This is a genomic window from Dyadobacter fermentans DSM 18053, from assembly GCF_000023125.1.
In the GTDB taxonomy this organism is placed as follows: domain Bacteria; phylum Bacteroidota; class Bacteroidia; order Cytophagales; family Spirosomataceae; genus Dyadobacter; species Dyadobacter fermentans.
On sequence record NC_013037.1, the window covers coordinates 5,552,797 to 5,570,741 of the forward strand.

Here is a 17,945-nt window from a genome sequence, read left to right on the forward strand (position 1 = left end):
GGAGATCGATTGTTACTAGGAATTTAATTTTCTTTGTGTGATTTTCATGATTTTCTTCGCCATGAACGCAACACTCACATATCCATCAATGCTTTTCAATAGGTTCTGGCCATAATGGTATTTGTAAGTATTGAAAAGAATCCGCGCCTTGAATTGCTGTTTAACCTTAGTTTGGTTGTAGTAATTTTTAATAAAATACCATTTAGCCCAATCATAGTAAATTTTTAAGGTCGTGCTATTTGTTGTCGTGATAGATTCCTGGTGATGTTTGAATTTAGATAGGTATTTGTTAACGCAGGCGATGCGCGAGTACGAAGGATTCCGGGTTGATAGCAGAAAAATCAGCAAATCATTACCTGCACCGTATCTTGGGAAATTTAAATTGTCGGAATTTGGAATGTCGATCACAAGACTTTCTACAATGTCAGATTTCCGGAAAATGGCGCATCCGGGAGAGTCCGGAAAGGAGATATTGTTGATGTACAATTTCTCGTCCCGATACTTTGAAATCGAAATGGTCGTGTGTTGTTGGTAAGTGGACTTTTCCAATACCTTCCCATCGCTCGTAATCTCCTTATAACCTGTCATTACAAAAGCAACATCAGGTGCGAATACCGCCATGGTCTCCGAAAGGAAATCACTTTCAATCAGGTCGTCGGACCATAGAATTTTTACGTACTCACCCTCCGCCAGGTTAAAGCAGCGCTCCCAGTTTCTTACCGGGCCTACATTGGTTTCATTCTGAAATATTCTGACCCTTTCATCTTTTCGGGCAATTTCTTGCAGAATAGCCCACGTGTTGTCGGTACTTTGATTATCCACCACTACTACCTCAAAATTGGGGTAGGTTTGGGAAAGTGCCGATTCCAATGTTTCCGTTATCAGCTTTTCACGGTTGTAGACTGGAATTGCGATTGAAACGAGGGGGTTATTGTTCATGTTTCCTCAGTATTTTATAGCTGGTGATAGGTCCGACAAATGCAAAAAATGCAAGTGATATAACCGAGGCTAGGACTACACCATTCACACCCATTTCCATATATTTTCCCAGGAAGACCGCAAGCGGCAGGTTCAGGACCATGGCAATGATGGAGGTGACGAGTTGTTCCTTAGTGCGTGAAATACCATTCAAAAAATAGGCATATATATTATTCCAGATCGTTATGAGCGTATAAATGCCCATTAGCAACGGAAGATAGGCAGGGGTCTCAATTTTCGTCTTCATCCAAAACTCCACGATTTGATCGAAGAACAGGATGGTACCCACAATTACAACGAATACTGGAACAATCAGTGTGTTGAGCAGCCTGAGACGACCGCGTATCCAGGAATAATCCTTTTTCAGATAAGCTTCCGTATACGCCGACCAGAGCGGGGTCATTACCATCGCGAGTATGATGCTGATCATGTTGAACACCCGGAACGTGATGTTGAAATAGGTCACATGAGCAGGCCCGAATAGTCTGGTAATGATGAAGTTGCTTGTTGAGAAAATGATAATGGCCGCTACCTGAATGATAAAGAAATTCAAACCGATGTTCAGGATGCTCTTGACGTGCCTACGCTTAAAAAGTTTCGCGGAGGGCGTCAGGTAAGGCCATGTTTTGTAAATAAAAATCGAGAAGCCTAAGAATGAAACAATGTAGAGCGTCGAGTATGTGAAGGCAACCGCGCCCAGATCGCCATTGATAAATCCTGGGAAAAGGTATATTGAACCAATGAACAGCGAGCCGAAGATGATATTCGGCCACGCTGTCAGGGAGTTTTGCTGAATTGCATTTAATACCTGATTGACGAGGGCAAGAATGAACCCAAGCAATGTCGATGCTACGATCCACGAGAGTGTGATTCGCAACGTGTTGTTGGATAGTGACTTACTTGTATTAAAAATGCTTTGCCAATCTAAAAAGGGAATTACGGCTAGACATAACACCAAAACCGTCAGGATGATCGAACCCAGGCATAAGTAGGCTGTCGATACATACTCTTTGGCGGCCGATTGGTTGTTTAGTGCCAGGGATTCGGCTACCCGATTTCTCAGACCGTTACCGATACCGATATCGGAGAGGCTAAGCCAGGATACTACTGAAAGAATGGTCAACCAAATCCCGTATGACTCATTCCCAAGATGTTTGAACAATAACGGTACCTGGACCAACGAGATAAGCATAGCAATGCCTTTCGCCAGAAACGAAAAAAGAATCTGGCGGTTTATGTTCCTGCTTCGCTCACTCTGTTCGATCCGCAACAAACCGGTTAATTGCCCGAAACCCATTCTATCATTTTGTCAATACCTTCATTTTTGCTGATCAGCGGAGCCCATCCGAAACGTGAATAGGCTTTCGAAGTATCTGCAACGAAGACCTTCTGATCGCTCTGCCGCCATGGAAGTTCTTCGTATGACATTTCGACTCCCAGCTTGCCTTCAAGAATTTTAAACAATTCTAGTAGAGATAAACTGTTTTCCATTCCTCCACCAATATTAAATGCCTCTCCGACAGTTTGATCCGTGTTTGAAATGGCGGAAAAATAGCAGTTGATCAAGTCGTCGGCAAACAATAGATCGCGAACCTGTTTTCCGTTCCCGGAAATGGTAAATTTGTCCTTCAAGACACCGTTCTTGATATCGACAGCCTGCCGGACAAACCAGCCGACCCATCCCTGATCAAAGGTAGAAAATTGCCGACCTCCGAAAATAGACGAATGTCTGAAAACGATTGTTTTAAGACCAAACATTTTGGCGTAATCCAGCATGTATTGATCTGTGGCACCTTTCGAACAGCCGTAAGGTGACTGGAATTGGAGCGGAATATCTTCCTTAAAGCCGTTTTCAAAGTTCTGAGCTTCGAATCGGGTAGGGGTTTCCTGGAAATTTACCCAATCAAAATCCCCGTATACTTTATTGGTAGATGAGTAAGTTACGATGGCTTCCGGCGCATATTTACGGACCGATTCCAACAAATTGTTTCCGCCAAGGACATTGATTTCGAAATCCAGTCGCGGGTTTGCCAGAGAGGTCGTCATCGCCACCTGGCCGGCCAAATGGAACACGACATCAGGCTTGGCATCACGAATGGCAAACTCGACGTCGTTGTAAGACCGGATATCCGCATGGTAGAACTTGAAATCACCTTGTTGCCGTAGCCAGGCCAGGTTTTGCTCGGAGCCGTAGCGGAACAAGTTATCGAATACGAAAAGCTCGTCGCCTCTTTTGAGGACCTCTGCCCCAAGATTTGAACCCAAAAAGCCGCAGCCTCCGGTTATAAGATAGCGCATAGTTATAGTGTAGATATGTATTGACGGATCGTTTCTGCGATGTAGTCGTAGTGATTCTGGTTCAAACCCGGCCAAACGCCCAGCCAGAATGAATCGTTCATGACAATATCGGTATTAGTCAGGTCGCCTTCAATGCGGTGTACAATGCCCTTGTAGGCCGGCTGGCGGATAAGGTTACCTGCAAACAGCAAACGCGTTCCGATTTTTTGTTCTTCCAAATACTGCGTTAGGTCGCTTCTGTTGATTTTGCTGCCCGGCCGAATCGTGACCATAAAGCCAAACCAGCTTGGATTGCTGTGTGGCGTAGCTTCATGCAGAATGAAATGCTCTTCGAATGGCTTGAGAACGTTGTACAGAAGCTGGTGGTTAATTCTGCGCTTCTCAACAAATGCATCGGCCTTCTGCAATTGGCTCAAACCGATTGCAGCCTGCATATCAGTCACTTTAAGGTTGAAGCCGATATGTGAATACGTGTATTTGTGGTCGTAGCCAAAAGGAAGATCGCCGAGCTGCCATTCAAAACGTTTACGGCAAGTGTTGTCTTTGCCCGTTTCGCAATAGCAATCGCGCCCCCAGTCGCGGAAGCTCTCTACAATCATTTTCAATCTGGCATTGTTGATCAGTACAGCTCCGCCTTCGCCCATCGTAATGTGGTGAGCAGGGTAGAACGACACCGTTGCCAGATCCCCGAAAGTTCCCGTTTTCTGATCACGATACGTTGCGCCCAGTGAATCGCAGTCATCTTCGATAACCCACAAATTGTACTTTTTAGCAACCTCCATTACCACATCCAGGTTGAACGGGTTACCGAGCGTGTGGGCAATCATGATTGCCTTTGTCTTCGGAGAGACGGCCTGTTCAATGCGTTCTGCCTTGATATTGTAAGTAGGAATATCTATGTCGACAAATACCGGCACCGCACCATACTGGATCATTGGATTGACGGTGGTAGGAAAACCGGCCGCTACCGTGATAACCTCGTCTCCGGGCTTGATCTGCCTGTCACCTAATTTGGGTGAAGTAAGGGCATAGAATGCACAAAGGTTTGCTGAGGACCCTGAGTTGACAAGAATGGATGACTTCGAGCCGAAATATTTGGCGAACTGGTATTCAAATTTCTTTCCAAAACGTCCTGTCGTCAGCCAGCCGTCAATCATCGAATCTACGCCATATAGAAGATCCTGTTCGTCTATTACCTTACCGGTAACCGGTATGTAGCTTTCGCCGGGAATGATCTCTCTTTTGATCTTGGCCTGAATAACAGGAAGCAGTGCGTTTAACAGATTTTGATCTATATTGGCTAGCTGAGCTAATAATTGTTCCATAGTTAGTTAGTGTAATAAAATTTTACCGTGTTTCTGATCGCCTCCTGTAAGTTATAGTTTTTGAAGCCTAGAGACACGGCTTTTGTGGATGCATTGTAAAACTTGTCATTCTCTCCTGAGCGCTGCGGAATGGCACCCCAGTTCCAGAGTTCAGGGTTAAAATCGGGGATTTCCTTCGCAAAACGCTCTGCAAGGTCCCTCAGACTATGGCAAGTTCCTGAGCCAAGGTTGATGACCTGGTTCTCAATCTCCTGTAAAGGTCGGGAAGTAATTTTATGAAGTACGAATGAGGCCAGGTCGCGCACATACATATAGTCCCTGCCTTGCGAGCCATCCGAGAGATCAATGGATTGCTTATCCTTCTGAGCGTTGATTAACAGGGGAAAGAATTTCGAATTGTCTTCGCCCTCTCCAAACATGCCGAATGGGCGGAGTATTGTGAAGCGTATGCCCGGTTTGTGAAGTAGGTACTGCGAAAACATCATTTTTGAAATTCCATAGTGTGTTTTTGGTAAACAGGGGGTCTCTTCGGTTAAAGTTTCCTGCTCCAATTGATATTCAAATGCGGTCCCAACCTGAACCCAGAACACATTCGGGTGGTTCTGAGCAACATAATCGAGAAAATCCCTCTTTTTTAGATAATTAATGTCGTAAAGAAGGTGCAGGTCCTGCTGGTATTTGACTATTCCGTAACCACTCGCATCGATTACAATGTCTGGCTGTAAGTGGACCAGGTTCTCCCAGGTGTCGGGTTTAAGAATGTCGAGCCACAAATGGCCTGGCTTTTCGGAACTGGAACCTGGAATTGCTTCGATAGACTCATTTTCTCGAAAAACTTCCATCAGATTACGTCCTACAAACCCCGAAGCGCCGAGAATAATGACTTTGATCTTATCCATAACTAAATTGTGCAATCTGTTGTGTTGTCAAATCCGCCGCTTGCTCTCCTTGCTCTGTTTTCAAGTACCATTCAAGTGTGTTTTGAATGGCCACACGCGCAGTGAATTTAGGCTTCCAGCCCAGATTAGCCACTGTCTTACTGATATCTAGTTTTAATAATCCGGCTTCATGTGGCTGACCGACCAGTCCTGGTTTATCGTAAGCTCCCTTACCCCAGGCTTTCAAAGCAATGTTGACAAGCTCTTCAACGGTCAGGTTGTCTTCCGACAGCGGGCCAAAATTCCAGGCATCGGAAAATGTGGTAGGATCATCGATCAGTTTCGTGCCCAGGTGCAGGTAGCCGCCGAGCGGTTCAAGCACGTGCTGCCATGGGCGTACCGATAGCGGATTTCTAACCGACACCGGCTGATCCTGGCGCAATGCACGAATGATATCAGGTATGATCCGGTCTTTTGCCCAATCACCTCCGCCAATAACGTTTCCAGCCCTGGCGCTGGCGATGGCCTTTTGATGCGCGGAATGGCTGTTGATGTTGAAAAATGAATTTCGATAGGAACTGATAATCAGTTCAGCACATGCCTTGCTCGCGCTATACGGGTCATATCCACCCAGGCGATCATTTTCCCGGTAGGGATATTGCCATTCCTGATTTTCATAAACCTTATCAGTAGTAATGAAAATCCCGGCACAGGGCTTATCAAGGAACCGTATCGCATCGAGCACATTGGCTGTTCCAACTGCATTGACATCGAAGGTTTCTGCGGGTATTTCGTACGACAGCCTGACGAGTGGTTGCGCAGCCAGGTGGAAAACGAAATCGGGAGAGAACGAGATGATTTCATTCTTTAAACGTTCTCTATCGCGAATGTCGGCGATAACCGACTCACACATGTCATCTCCATTGATAACATTGTATAAATCGTATTCATTTTCGGGAGCAAGGGAATATCCTTTTACCTGAGCGCCCAGGGCGTGCAGCCAGGAGAGCATCCAGGCACCTTTGAATCCGGTATGGCCGGTGAGGAATACCTTTTTTCCCTTATAGTATCTTTCGAGATGTTGATAATTCATGACCTTCGTTTACCAGTTTTTCCAGGGTGCATTATTTGAACCCCAAAGATTTTCCAGCTCATGCTTATCACGCAGTGTGTCCATCGGTTTCCAGAAGCCGGTGTGTTTGTATGCCACCATGTGGCCGTCGGCGGCAATTTGTTCGAGCGGTTCTGCTTCGAATACGGTGCTGTCTCCTGTGATGTAGTTCAGTACTTCCGGCTCACAAACGAAGAAACCACCGTTGATCCAGGCACCGTCACCTTTTGGCTTTTCTAAAAACGAGTTTACCTGATTCGCCTCGCTGATGTTCAATGCTCCAAAACGACCGGACGGTTGAACTGCGGTTACAGTCAACAGCTTCTTATTTTGTCGATGGTATTCAATAAGGCCTGAAATATCTACATTACCGACACCGTCCCCGTATGTTAACAGGAATGGTTCGTTGTTGATATATTGCGCTACTCTTTTTACGCGTCCGCCCGTCATGGTTTCATAGCCGGTGTCCACCAACGTCACTTTCCAGGGTTCGGCCTGGGAGTTATGGATCACCATTTTATTCTCTATCATATCGAAAGTAACATCCGACTGATGGAGAAAATAGTTGGCAAAGTACTCTTTGATTACATAACCTTTATAGCCGAGGCAGATTACAAAATCGTTGAACCCGTGTGCTGCATAGATTTTCATGATGTGCCAGAGAATGGGTTTTCCCCCAATCTCTACCATCGGCTTGGGCCTTGAAACAGTTTCTTCTGATAATCTGGTCCCGAGACCACCCGCAAGTAAGACAACCTTCATAGATTAATATTGAGCGTTAGTGTGAAATGAAAATATGAACTGGATTAATGACGGTAGGTCAGTCCTTCATTAATATTAGATGAAATTTCTCTCTGATAATGGCGATGTAAAGCAAAGCGGCAAACACACCGAGTCCGCCAAAAATTATTGCAAATATTAACCTTCTTGGGCTGCTCGTATTGAGAGGGACCTTTGTAGTTTCCAACACTTTGAAAACCGGTTTTTCCTCTTTCACTTTTATCCGCATTTGTTCCTGTTTAAATACGAGATCGGAATAAATGGATTGTGCTAATGTGTATTCTGCTTGCAGCCTTTGTTCTTCTATTCTCGCCACATTGAGAAATGGATTGCGGTTTTTATCCCGGTAACTTTGTAATGCATATTCGGCATTCTTAAGACGTTTTTTCGCTTCCTCGGTGCGGTTTGTCAAAAAATCCAGCTGCTGATTCAATTTGGCAGTCCTGACATCCTCCACATAGTCTACCAGATAGGTTTTTGCGTCTTCCACCAGGATCGCTGCCAAAACCGGGTCGGTCAGTTCCGATTCGATGGAGATCAGGTTATTCTTTTGCTCAATCGACGCCGATACCATCCCTTTTGCTCCGGAAATCAAACCGTTCTCCTCCCTGGAATAATAGGAAACGCCGCTTCCTTTGAGATCGAGCTTAGGCCCGCCAGGTTCATTAGTCGGTTTACTGAAAGAGAAAAATGACCGAATCCTTGCGAGCAAACTTAGTGGGGCAGGTTTGGACAAATATTCTTTAAGTGTAGGATATTTTTGGCCGGATTGAGTGACGACTGGCTGCTTCAATAGGTATTCACCGAAAGACGTACTTTCCAGCACCGTAGGATAAAGATCAGGGGTAAGGTTTCCCGGACCATCAGCATTGTTGTTTACTGCCAGACTAAAAAACGACGACCGGGAGGAACTGTACTCCGGCAGTAAAACGGTTTTTGCAGTATACTTTTTTGTTTGCGTATAACTCAACAGATAACCTAAAACTGCGGCCACTGCCCCAGCAATAGCTATAAATAAAATATACTTGCGAAAGAAGGCGATGACATCAGTCAAGTGTATTTCAAATGCCGGCTCGTACTGTTCTCCCGTTTCAATTTTCTGAGACATAGTGTTACTGTGTAAAGCTAGCTGATAGTTAGAGGAATCGAATCGCGGTAATTGCCAACGTGCTGATCAACGAAATGATAGCAATCCTTTCACCAGGGCTCATTTGGCGATCAGGCCTTTCCACTTTCATTGGAATTGTAATCACAGATCCCGGTTCTACTTTCGGATAAGAGCGGAAAAACAGCAATCGCGTGGTGCGGTAAGTCCTCCCGTTTGGATAAGAGACATAAGTGCGACTTTTTCTTGCTCTTTCGGTAAACCCTCCTGCCTGGGAAATATATTCTTTGAAAGTGAAGTTTTTGTCGAAGTTGACGAGCGACGGGTTATAAACACCGCCCTGAATCCGGATGGTTTCGGACCTTTTGGGGATTACAAGTGTGTCCCCGTCGGCCAGAAGCAGATTGGCAGGGATCGAAGGCTTGTCGACAATGGCTTGGAGATCCAGGGCAACCAGTTCCTGGTTCCTGTAAAATTTAGCTCCTTTTAGATAACCCTCCTTTTTTATTCCTCCAACTTTCGGGAACAAATCGGATATTTTCTCGAAGTTGTTTCTGATCGTGTACGTACCTGGATACAATACCTCTCCAACTACCGTAACTGTTTTCTGAGCTTCATATCTCGGAGACTTTCTTACCAGAACAATGTCATACGGCAGAAGTTTGAATTTCTGGTCATTTTCATTCAGAACAAGATTATCCGCCACATCCAATGTGAAAATCCGCACGTTCTGATTTTCAGGTAAGCCAGTTGTATCATTTTTAACACGGCGGGAAACCTCAATGCGATAGGGAACCCCTCCTTCGGTGTAGCCACCAGCCTGGAATATGAGGTCAGCAATCGTGATATCTTTATAGTAGTAGTAAGCCCCGGGATTAATTACCGAGCCGCCTATGGAAAGATAAGTGAACTCACGTAGATCCTCGACCGATTTAATGGTCAGAATGTCTCCCGGTTGAAGTTGAATATCGGGGATTTCTCCGTTCAAAAGTTTCCTGAGATCGATGGCAACAAGGCCCGTTTGAGTGTCACCGCTTGCTCTTTCCAGGAGGGCACGGTTCAAAAAGGCTCTTGGCCCCGTTCCCTGGGAAATGGTGATAAGGTCTTTGACTGTCTTGGTCCTTTCGTCGAGCGGATAAATGCCCGGGCGGGTGACCGCTCCTCTTATCTCTACCTGGTTCACCACCACTTCGAGAATCCTTTTTACTTCATAAATATCGCCATTTCGAGGCTGAAAGGTCGCTACCTGCGAAGAATCAATAGAGCCGATGACAAAATTATTGCCTGTATTGCGCTGGTATTGTATAAGGTCGGTAAATGCTTCCGGCGTATAGCCCCCTGCGTAACGAAGAACATCTTTTAACGTCTCGCCAGGCTTGGCTTCAAAGATTCCTGTCTTTTTGACTGCACCATTCAGCTCTAATTTAGTTTCATAAGGGCGGATCAAAATAATGTCCTGGTCTTGCAGCGCAATGTTGTCTTGCAGATCTGCATCTACCAGAAATCGGTACAAGTCAATTTTCTTGACCAGTTTATTGTTCCTGATGACTTCAATATTGCGATACGATCCATTAATTCCAGGACCTCCGGAGACATATAATGCATTAAAAGCAGTCGATAAAGAAGAAACCGTGTAAGTTCCAGGCCGGACAGCTTCCCCAACCACCATCACACGAATGCTTCGCACATTGCCTAGCGTGATGGTCGAATATGTCCCGGAGCCGGGCCTGTTCAAAGTTGAATAAGCTTGTCTTAACCGATTTACAATCCGCTCGCTAGCCTGTTCGATGGTAAGTCCGTTGATATAAACGGGAGCCAGGTTAAGCATCTTTACGGTTCCTTCGGGACTAACTTTCATCCGGAAATTGTCGACGGAATTTCCGTAAATATCCACAACGAGCTCGTCGTCCGGTCCAAGAACGTAGTTCTTGGGAGTAGGTATCCGAAGATTCGGCTCGAAAGTCACGGTGGACCGTCCGAAAAACGACGATCCAAATGTCCGGCTCAAAATGCGGGATCTGGCATTTCTGGATGCCGTCGAATCCTTGTCGTTATTGGTCTCTTCGTCCAGCTCGTCCTGGTCGTCCTGTTCGCGGGTTTCGTCCAGTGCATCGCGGTTAGGGTCCCTTTTTGTATTGTCCTGTGAAGTTTGCTGCAAACGCCTGCGAATGGTTGAAATATCGTCGAGCGTATATCCTTTTTGCAACGCAGCCTTCTCAATATCCATATCTGACATCCCGGCGCTTTTTGCCTGGTTGTAGAATTCAACGGCCTGATTCGTGTTTACTGGGGCTGTTCCCGGGGATTGGGTGGGAGCCGTAGCAGGTGCAGTGTTTTGGGTGAAGCCTTGAAAACTGAATAAGATAAGAAACACAAAGTATATAGCAACAATGTATTGTCTGGTCATAGATGGATAATGCATGCAGTGTATTTATATAAGGCTTAAATTTTCACGAATGTCAATCTAACAAATTCCCAATATGTGGCAAAGCTACAAAAACTTCGAACAAATCAGGCTTATCGTCTCCGATCAGGATTATTGAGCGGTTTCTGCCACTTTTATCGCCAGCTCCTTCAACTGTGCATCCGAAATCGCCGAAGGTGAATCGATCATTACATCGCGGCCGGAATTGTTTTTAGGGAATGCGATGAAGTCGCGGATCGAGTCGGCGCCGCCGAAAATCGAGCAGAGACGGTCGAAACCGAAGGCGATGCCGGCGTGCGGTGGTGCGCCGAATTCAAATGCATTCATCAGGAAGCCGAATTGCTCCTGCGCCTCTTCCGCCGAGAATCCAAGGATTTCGAACATCTTACGTTGAAGTTCCTTTTCGAAAATCCGTACAGAACCGCCGCCCACTTCAACGCCGTTGATGACCATATCGTATGCATTGGCACGCACCTGACCAAGATTTTTGTCGAGCAAGTCCACGTCTTCCGGTTTCGGGCTGGTGAACGGGTGGTGCATCGCGAACCAGCGGTTTTCTTCTTCACCAAACTCCAATAGCGGGAAGTCGATCACCCATAATGCACGGTATTCATCGGGATTGCGAAGTCCCAGGCGTGAGCCTATTTCGAGGCGAAGTTCGTTGAGTTGCTTACGTGTTTTGTCGCCTTGTCCCGAAAGGATCAGCAGCAGGTCGCCCGGCTTGGCATCAAACGCCTCCACCCATTTTTTAAGCTCTTCTTCGGAGTAAAATTTGTCTACGGACGACTTGATTGAACCATCGGCATTGTAACGAACGTATACCAAACCTTTCGCACCAATTTGCGGGCGTTTGATCCAGTCGGTCAGTTCATCAACTTGCTTTCTCGTGTAACCCGCGCAGCCGGAGGCATTGATACCCACCACCAGGCCGGCATCGTCGAATACGCCGAAGCCTTTGCCGGAAGTGAGGTCGCGGTCGTCGCCTTTCAGCTCCACGAATTGCATTTCGAAACGGGTATCGGGTTTATCGGAACCGTAGAGGCGCATTGCATCGGCGTACGTCACACGCGGCACTTCCGGCAGGTCTATACCTTTTACTTTGGAGAAGAGCTCGCGGATCATGCCTTCGAAGGTGTTGAGCACGTCTTCCTGCGTCACAAACGACATTTCACAGTCGATTTGGGTGAATTCAGGCTGGCGGTCGGCGCGCAGGTCCTCGTCGCGGAAGCATTTCACGATCTGGTAGTAACGGTCGAAGCCGGCCACCATCAGCAATTGTTTGAATGTTTGCGGGGATTGCGGCAATGCGTAAAACTCGCCCGGGTTCATACGGCTCGGTACCACGAAATCGCGGGCGCCTTCCGGCGTGGATTTGATAAGTACCGGCGTTTCTACTTCTATGAAATTCAGGTTATCGAGGTAAGCGCGGGTGTAACGCGCCACCTGATGACGTAATTGCAGATTTTTGCGTACCACATTCCGGCGAAGGTCGAGGTAGCGGTATTTCATGCGGATGTCGTCGCCGCCGTCGGTCTCGTCTTCGATCAGGAACGGAGGCAGTTTCGCAGGGTTGAGAATGGTGAGTTCCGCCACGCGGATCTCGATGTCGCCGGTTGCGATTTTGTCGTTTTTGGCCAGTCGCTCGATAACCGCACCTTTGGCGGAAATGACGAATTCGCGGCCCAGCGAACGGGCAGTTTCCAACACATTTGCAGGGGTTTTGCCTTCTTCGAAAAGCAGCTGGGTGATGCCGTAACGGTCACGCAGGTCGAGCCAGATCATGCCTCCCTTGTCGCGGACGCGCTGAACCCAACCACATAATACAACGTCTTGATTTACATGTCCTAAGCTTAATTCCCCGCAGGTATGTGTACGTAACATATAACTTTTTTAATACTGAGATAATGAAAGTCGCTGATAATAAATGCGGCAAAAGTACGTATTTTTAGCAAATCTAACATGAAGTGTTTTTTATGAAAATATATGACCGCGCAGGCGGACGGGCAAGGCTGATCCTTTCTTCACTGATTTTCTGCGTAACCTTTTCATGCGGAGATCCCGAGCCGTCGCCGGGTGGGGGAGGGCTTTCGGACCAGTTCGAAACCGCTCCCGAACAGTCGCCGATCACTCCGGGCATCATCGACGAAGCATCCGGCCTGGCCGCGAGCGCAACAATGCCGGGTTACCTCTGGACAATACAGGATTCGGGCCAGCCCAACTCGCTTTACCTCATCAGCAGGGATGGAAAAACGATCAAGGAATATAACTTGCCGGGGAGCAACAACCGCGATTGGGAGGAAGTAGCGATCGGCCCCGGCCCTGAGAATGGCGTTTCCTACGCCTACATCGCGGATATCGGCAATAATAACCAGCCGATAGCTCCCACCAACACCATTTACCGCATTCCCGAAATCTCCGGAGCTGACGGCTCGTTTAGCCAGAATGCATTGCAAAAGATCACATTCAGCTATCCCGACGGCCCCCGCGATGCCGAGGCGCTGATCGTAGACCCGCAAACGAGAGATATTTTTGTGTTATCGAAAGAAATGACGGGCACCAATATCTACCGCCTGGGCTATCCGCAATCGATCACCGACGTGAGCGTGGCCGAAAAAGTGGGATCAGTACCCGGCGTGCTGCTCACCACTGCCAGCAGCATTTCCAAAGACGGCAGCGAAATCCTCGTACGCAGCTATCTGGGCGTTTATTATTGGAGAAGGAACAATGGCGAAAGCGTAACCCAGGCACTCACCCGGTCGCCCAACAAAACCTTGACGGTCGCTGCCGAACCGCAGGGAGAGGCAATCTGTTTCGAGCATGACAACAAAGGCTTTTACACTTTGAGTGAAAAAGGGAATGCCGCGAGTGTGTCACTTAATTTTTACAAAAGAAAATAATTGCAGCTACATGTCATAGGCCGCTTCCGGTTCGCCGGAAATTAAGATTTGTCGTAAAGCGGCCGTGTTTTATATGAATTCAAAAATTTTTCTGATGAGTTTGATTACAGCATCGGCATTGTCGGAGTACGGCAATACGCAGCGACTTGCCTATCCCGAAACGCGGAAACAGGCGCATTTCGATGAATATCATGGCGTGAAAGTGGCAGATCCTTACCGCTGGCTTGAAGACGACCGTTCGGAAGAAACGGCCGAATGGGTGAAAGCCCAGAATGAGGTTACATTTGGTTACCTCCGTGCCATCCCGTTCAGAGAGAAGATTATCCGGGATTTGGAAAAAGCTTACAACTATCCCAAATATTCCGCGCCGAGGAAGAAAGGCGAATATTTCTATTTCTATAAAAATGACGGCTTGCAAAATCAGGCTGTACTTTATCGCCAGAAAGGCCTCGACGGCACACCGGAGGTGGTGGTGGATCCGAACAAGCTTTCGCCCGACGGCACCACGCGGCTTACTGTTTTCAGCCTCTCCAAAGACGGTGCATATGCCGTTTTAGGATTTTCAAAAGGCGGCTCCGACTGGCAGGAATATCAGGTAATGAAAATGCAGGACCTGTCTAAGCTTTCCGAAAAGGTGGAATGGGTGAAAGTCTCAGGCGCGGCCTGGCAGGGCGACGGCTTCTATTACAGTCGCTATCCCAAGCCCGACGGCAGTGCGCTTGCGGCCAAAAACGAAAACCACCAGGTATTTTTCCACCGCATCGGCACGCCTCAGACGGACGACAAGCTGGTATTCGAAGACCCCGCAAACCCGCAGCGGTTCCATACAGTAGGCACGACCGAGGATGAGCAATACGCCATTCTGAGCGTGAGCGATCGCGGCAAGGGCAAAGATGGTAACGCGATTTGGGCGCTCAAAAACGGCGCAACCCGTTTTGTGCCGCTGCATGAAGAAATAACCGATTCGCAATTCCGGGTGATCGACAACATCGGCACCGACTTCCTTATCGAAACAAACGACCAGGCACCTAATGGCAAAGTAGTGCTCTTCAAAACGGCTGACCGGACATGGCAGCCCATTCTCCCGGAGCGCGAAGAGCCATTGGAAAACGCGGAGCTGGCCGGCGGTAAACTTTTCGCGTCGTATCTGAAAGACGTCACTACACGCACATATGTGTACAACCCGCAGGGCGTCCTGCAAAGTGAAATCGCATTGCCCGGCCTTGGCGCCGCGGCCGGTTTCGGGGGTGAGAAGGACGATGCATTCGTGTTTTACACCTTCACTTCTTTCAATTACCCTTCGACTATTTTCCGCTACGATATCGCCAGCGGGAAAAGCAGCGTATTCCGCGAGCCGGAAGTCGCATTCAAACCGTCGGATTACGAAACGAAGCAGGTTTTCTATCCAAGCAAGGACGGCACCCGCATTCCGGCATTTATAACTTATAAAAAAGGCTTGAAACTGGATGGCACCAACCCGACGATCCTCTACGGCTACGGCGGCTTCAATGTGAGCCTGCCGCCTGCGTTTAGCCCTACCCGTATCCCGTTTTTCGATCAGGGCGGGGTTTATGTCCAGGCCAACCTGCGTGGCGGCAGCGAGTACGGCGAGAAATGGCACGAGCAAGGAATGAAGCTCAAAAAGCAGAATGTGTTCGACGATTTCATCGCAGCGGCAGAATTCTTGATCCGCGAGAAATACACTTCACCTGAGCGCCTGGCCATTCAGGGTGGTTCCAATGGCGGCTTGCTTGTTGGCGCGGTGATGAACCAGCGCCCCGAGCTTTTCAAAGTGGCTTTCCCGGCGGTAGGCGTAATGGACATGCTCCGTTTTCACAAATTCACCATTGGCTGGAACTGGATCGCCGATTACGGGAGCAGCGACAATGCAGAGGAATTTAAAGTCCTGTACGGCTACTCGCCCCTGCACAATATCCGGGCAGGCGGCCATTACCCGGCAACCATGATCACCACCGCCGATCACGACGACCGCGTGGTGCCTGCGCATTCATTCAAATACGCGGCGGAGTTGCAAGCCAAAGCAGGCAATTCTTCGGCTAACCCGCTACTCATCCGGATCGATACCAACTCCGGCCACGGCGCTAGTAATACTAAAAAAGCACTTGAAACGCAGGCGGATATTTATGCGTTTTTGTTTCGGAATATGGGGCTGACGTGGAAGTGACGGGTAACCAGCTTATCACCGTTTTATGTTTAATAATTTTTGTAACCGATGTGCAATCCAATTGCACATTCGGTTACATTTACATATAAGTCTGCATAACAGAACTATCTGTCGGTCAAGGCATCCGCTCAACGTTTTTAAGGAGAAACATTCACCTTTGTATATAACGCTATGAAAAAATGTCTACTCGGGCTTTTATGCTGTTTTATCACAATTCAATCTTTCGCGCAGACGCTGGAAAACGATCGGCTAGCGTTGGTGGCGTTCTACCAGGCAACCGGCGGAGACGGCTGGTTCGACAAAACAGGCTGGGTAGTGCCGGGGAATCCGGGGGATAATCCATGTGGCTGGTACGGAGTAACGTGCGAAGGAGGGCGTGTCACCAGATTTGTGATGGAACAAAATGACCCTTACGGCGCGATACCCGCCGCAATCGGAGGGCTTACGGCCTTGAAGCACCTGGACCTCTCCGGAGCAGGAGAGGAGTTTCCGCAATTATTTGGTTTGATCCCCGCCGAGCTGGGTAACCTCACTAATCTGGAATACCTGGATCTTAGTGAAAATTACCTATTCGGTCCTAATATCGCGGTGATAGGTAATCTTACAAACCTTAAACATTTATCAATTACACCATACGAGAATATCCCCGCGAGTTTTGCCAACCTCACGAACCTGGAATATCTGCGATTGGCAGCCGATGACTACCCAATGGGTGTAAACACAGACGTAGGCCCTATCCCTTCCTTTTTCGGCACGTTCACTAAGCTGAAATCACTCATCATGCGTAATGCAGGCGCTACGGGCACGATTCCGTCCTCTTTAAGCGCACTGTCAAACCTGGAAGTGCTGGATTTGAGTAATAACGAACTAACAGGGACCATCCCCGGTGTTACCAACTTTACGAAGCTGACAAATCTGGATTTGTCGGGGAATGACCTGGAAAGTATGATCCCGGACTTGTCTGCTATTCCAATCGCTGCAAATGTGAATATTTCGAACAACAGGTTTACATTTTCGGGGATGGAAGGAAACGTCGCGTATCTCGATACATATTCTCCGCAAAAAGAGATCGAGGTTGTATCTTTCAATGGTCTGCCGCCAGTTGCAGTGTATGCACTTGCCGGAGGTACTCCCGGCAACATTTACAAGTGGTATTTCGAAAACCAATTGATTGCGACCCTTGACGGAACCAGCAATGGCCAGCTCCTGATCGCTGAAACGGGGCTATACGAAGTAGAAGTGACCAACACGCTGGTTCCCGGACTGACCTTGAAAGGCCACATTAACGTTACCAGTCTACCGGTCACCCTCGTCTCCTTCGACGGTAAATCCGAAAACAATCAGACCAAACTCACCTGGATAACTACTTCCGAAACGACCAATAAAGGCTTCGAAATCGAACGCAGCGCCGATGCAAGGAAGTTTGAAAAAATTGGATTTGTGGATGGGAATGGAAATTCGAATGAAACAAACACCTATCACTTCACCGACCTCAGTCCCCTGGCAACGGGCTACTATCGATTAAAGCAACTGGATTACGATGGGAAGTCTGAATATTCCAGAACGATTGCCGTGAAGACGCCGACGGAGCCAATCGAGATTTATCCTAACCCTGCGCAGGCGGAGCTGACGGTAGCCGGTGCTTCGCACAACGCACCCATATCAGTCTTCACCTCTACGGGCAGGCCGGTGATGGCGGATGCGAAATTGTCGGGCGGTAAATTCAATGTGCAGAGTTTGAAAGAAGGGCTCTACACGATCCGGATAGGGGATACCGTGAAGAAATTGCTAATAAAGCGGTAGGTCAGTAAGGTTATTTTCCTTTTTCATGGTCTGAATGGGTGTAGCGCCGGTTCAGACCATTTGTTTTTTATGTCAAAACTTCCAAATCTCACATTAATTCTCGATTTATTTCAACATGCAGGATACAACAGGACGGTGTGCACTGGTAAGTTTCCTAATC

Annotated in this window: 13 protein-coding genes; 3 read left to right on the forward strand and 10 right to left on the reverse strand. The window is 47.8% G+C overall.

Features of this window, described 5'->3' with window-relative positions; genetic code table 11:
* Nucleotides 1-15: 15 nt before the first annotated feature.
* The 10 genes from DFER_RS22905 to aspS all read right to left on the reverse strand — a co-directional run bounded on the left by DFER_RS22905 (nucleotide 16) and on the right by aspS (nucleotide 12,781).
* The gene (locus DFER_RS22905; RefSeq protein WP_015814039.1) at nucleotides 16-939 is read right to left on the reverse strand and encodes a glycosyltransferase family 2 protein; all 924 of its coding nucleotides are present in this window, start codon (nucleotides 937-939) and stop codon (nucleotides 16-18) included.
* A complete protein-coding gene (locus DFER_RS22910; RefSeq protein WP_015814040.1) occupies nucleotides 929-2,275 on the reverse strand; it encodes a lipopolysaccharide biosynthesis protein in 1,347 nt (448 codons plus the stop codon). The genes DFER_RS22905 and DFER_RS22910 overlap by 11 nt, the downstream gene beginning before the upstream one ends.
* The gene (locus tag DFER_RS22915; RefSeq protein ID WP_015814041.1) at nucleotides 2,257-3,276 is read right to left on the reverse strand and encodes a GDP-mannose 4,6-dehydratase; all 1,020 of its coding nucleotides are present in this window, start codon (nucleotides 3,274-3,276) and stop codon (nucleotides 2,257-2,259) included. The genes DFER_RS22910 and DFER_RS22915 overlap by 19 nt, the downstream gene beginning before the upstream one ends.
* A 2-nt stretch (nucleotides 3,277-3,278) precedes the next feature.
* Nucleotides 3,279-4,601, reverse strand: coding sequence for a lipopolysaccharide biosynthesis protein RfbH (gene rfbH / locus DFER_RS22920; protein WP_015814042.1), 1,323 nt, complete (start codon nucleotides 4,599-4,601; stop codon nucleotides 3,279-3,281).
* Nucleotides 4,602-4,603: 2 nt separating this feature from the next.
* Complete coding sequence (locus DFER_RS22925) at nucleotides 4,604-5,500, reverse strand: NAD-dependent epimerase/dehydratase family protein (RefSeq protein ID WP_015814043.1); 897 nt, start codon at nucleotides 5,498-5,500, stop codon at nucleotides 4,604-4,606.
* Entirely contained in the window at nucleotides 5,493-6,572 is a 1,080-nt protein-coding gene (gene rfbG, locus DFER_RS22930; RefSeq protein WP_015814044.1) for a CDP-glucose 4,6-dehydratase, read from the reverse strand. The genes DFER_RS22925 and rfbG overlap by 8 nt, the downstream gene beginning before the upstream one ends.
* Before the next feature lie 9 nt (nucleotides 6,573-6,581).
* Nucleotides 6,582-7,352, reverse strand: a complete 771-nt coding sequence (gene rfbF, locus DFER_RS22935; protein WP_015814045.1) for a glucose-1-phosphate cytidylyltransferase — start codon at nucleotides 7,350-7,352, stop codon at nucleotides 6,582-6,584.
* Between the two features lie 58 nt (nucleotides 7,353-7,410).
* A complete protein-coding gene (locus DFER_RS22940; protein ID WP_015814046.1) occupies nucleotides 7,411-8,478 on the reverse strand; it encodes an LPS biosynthesis protein in 1,068 nt (355 codons plus the stop codon).
* Nucleotides 8,479-8,506: 28 nt separating this feature from the next.
* Nucleotides 8,507-10,882, reverse strand: a complete 2,376-nt coding sequence (locus tag DFER_RS22945) for an SLBB domain-containing protein (protein ID WP_015814047.1) — start codon at nucleotides 10,880-10,882, stop codon at nucleotides 8,507-8,509.
* Nucleotides 10,883-11,011: 129 nt separating this feature from the next.
* Nucleotides 11,012-12,781 (reverse strand): aspartate--tRNA ligase, encoded by a 1,770-nt coding sequence (gene aspS / locus DFER_RS22950; RefSeq protein ID WP_015814048.1) that lies wholly within the window; start codon nucleotides 12,779-12,781, stop codon nucleotides 11,012-11,014.
* A 92-nt stretch (nucleotides 12,782-12,873) separates the two neighbouring features.
* Between aspS and DFER_RS22955 the strand changes: the two genes are divergently transcribed.
* The 3 genes from DFER_RS22955 (at nucleotide 12,874) to DFER_RS29320 (ending at nucleotide 17,785) form a co-directional block, all read left to right on the forward strand.
* Entirely contained in the window at nucleotides 12,874-13,797 is a 924-nt protein-coding gene (locus tag DFER_RS22955) for a YjiK family protein (protein ID WP_015814049.1), read from the forward strand.
* 94 nt (nucleotides 13,798-13,891) lie between these two features.
* The gene (locus DFER_RS22960; protein WP_041736624.1) at nucleotides 13,892-15,982 is read left to right on the forward strand and encodes a prolyl oligopeptidase family serine peptidase; all 2,091 of its coding nucleotides are present in this window, start codon (nucleotides 13,892-13,894) and stop codon (nucleotides 15,980-15,982) included.
* A 171-nt stretch (nucleotides 15,983-16,153) separates the two neighbouring features.
* Complete coding sequence (locus tag DFER_RS29320; protein WP_015814051.1) at nucleotides 16,154-17,785, forward strand: leucine-rich repeat domain-containing protein; 1,632 nt, start codon at nucleotides 16,154-16,156, stop codon at nucleotides 17,783-17,785.
* Nucleotides 17,786-17,945 lie beyond the last annotated feature (160 nt).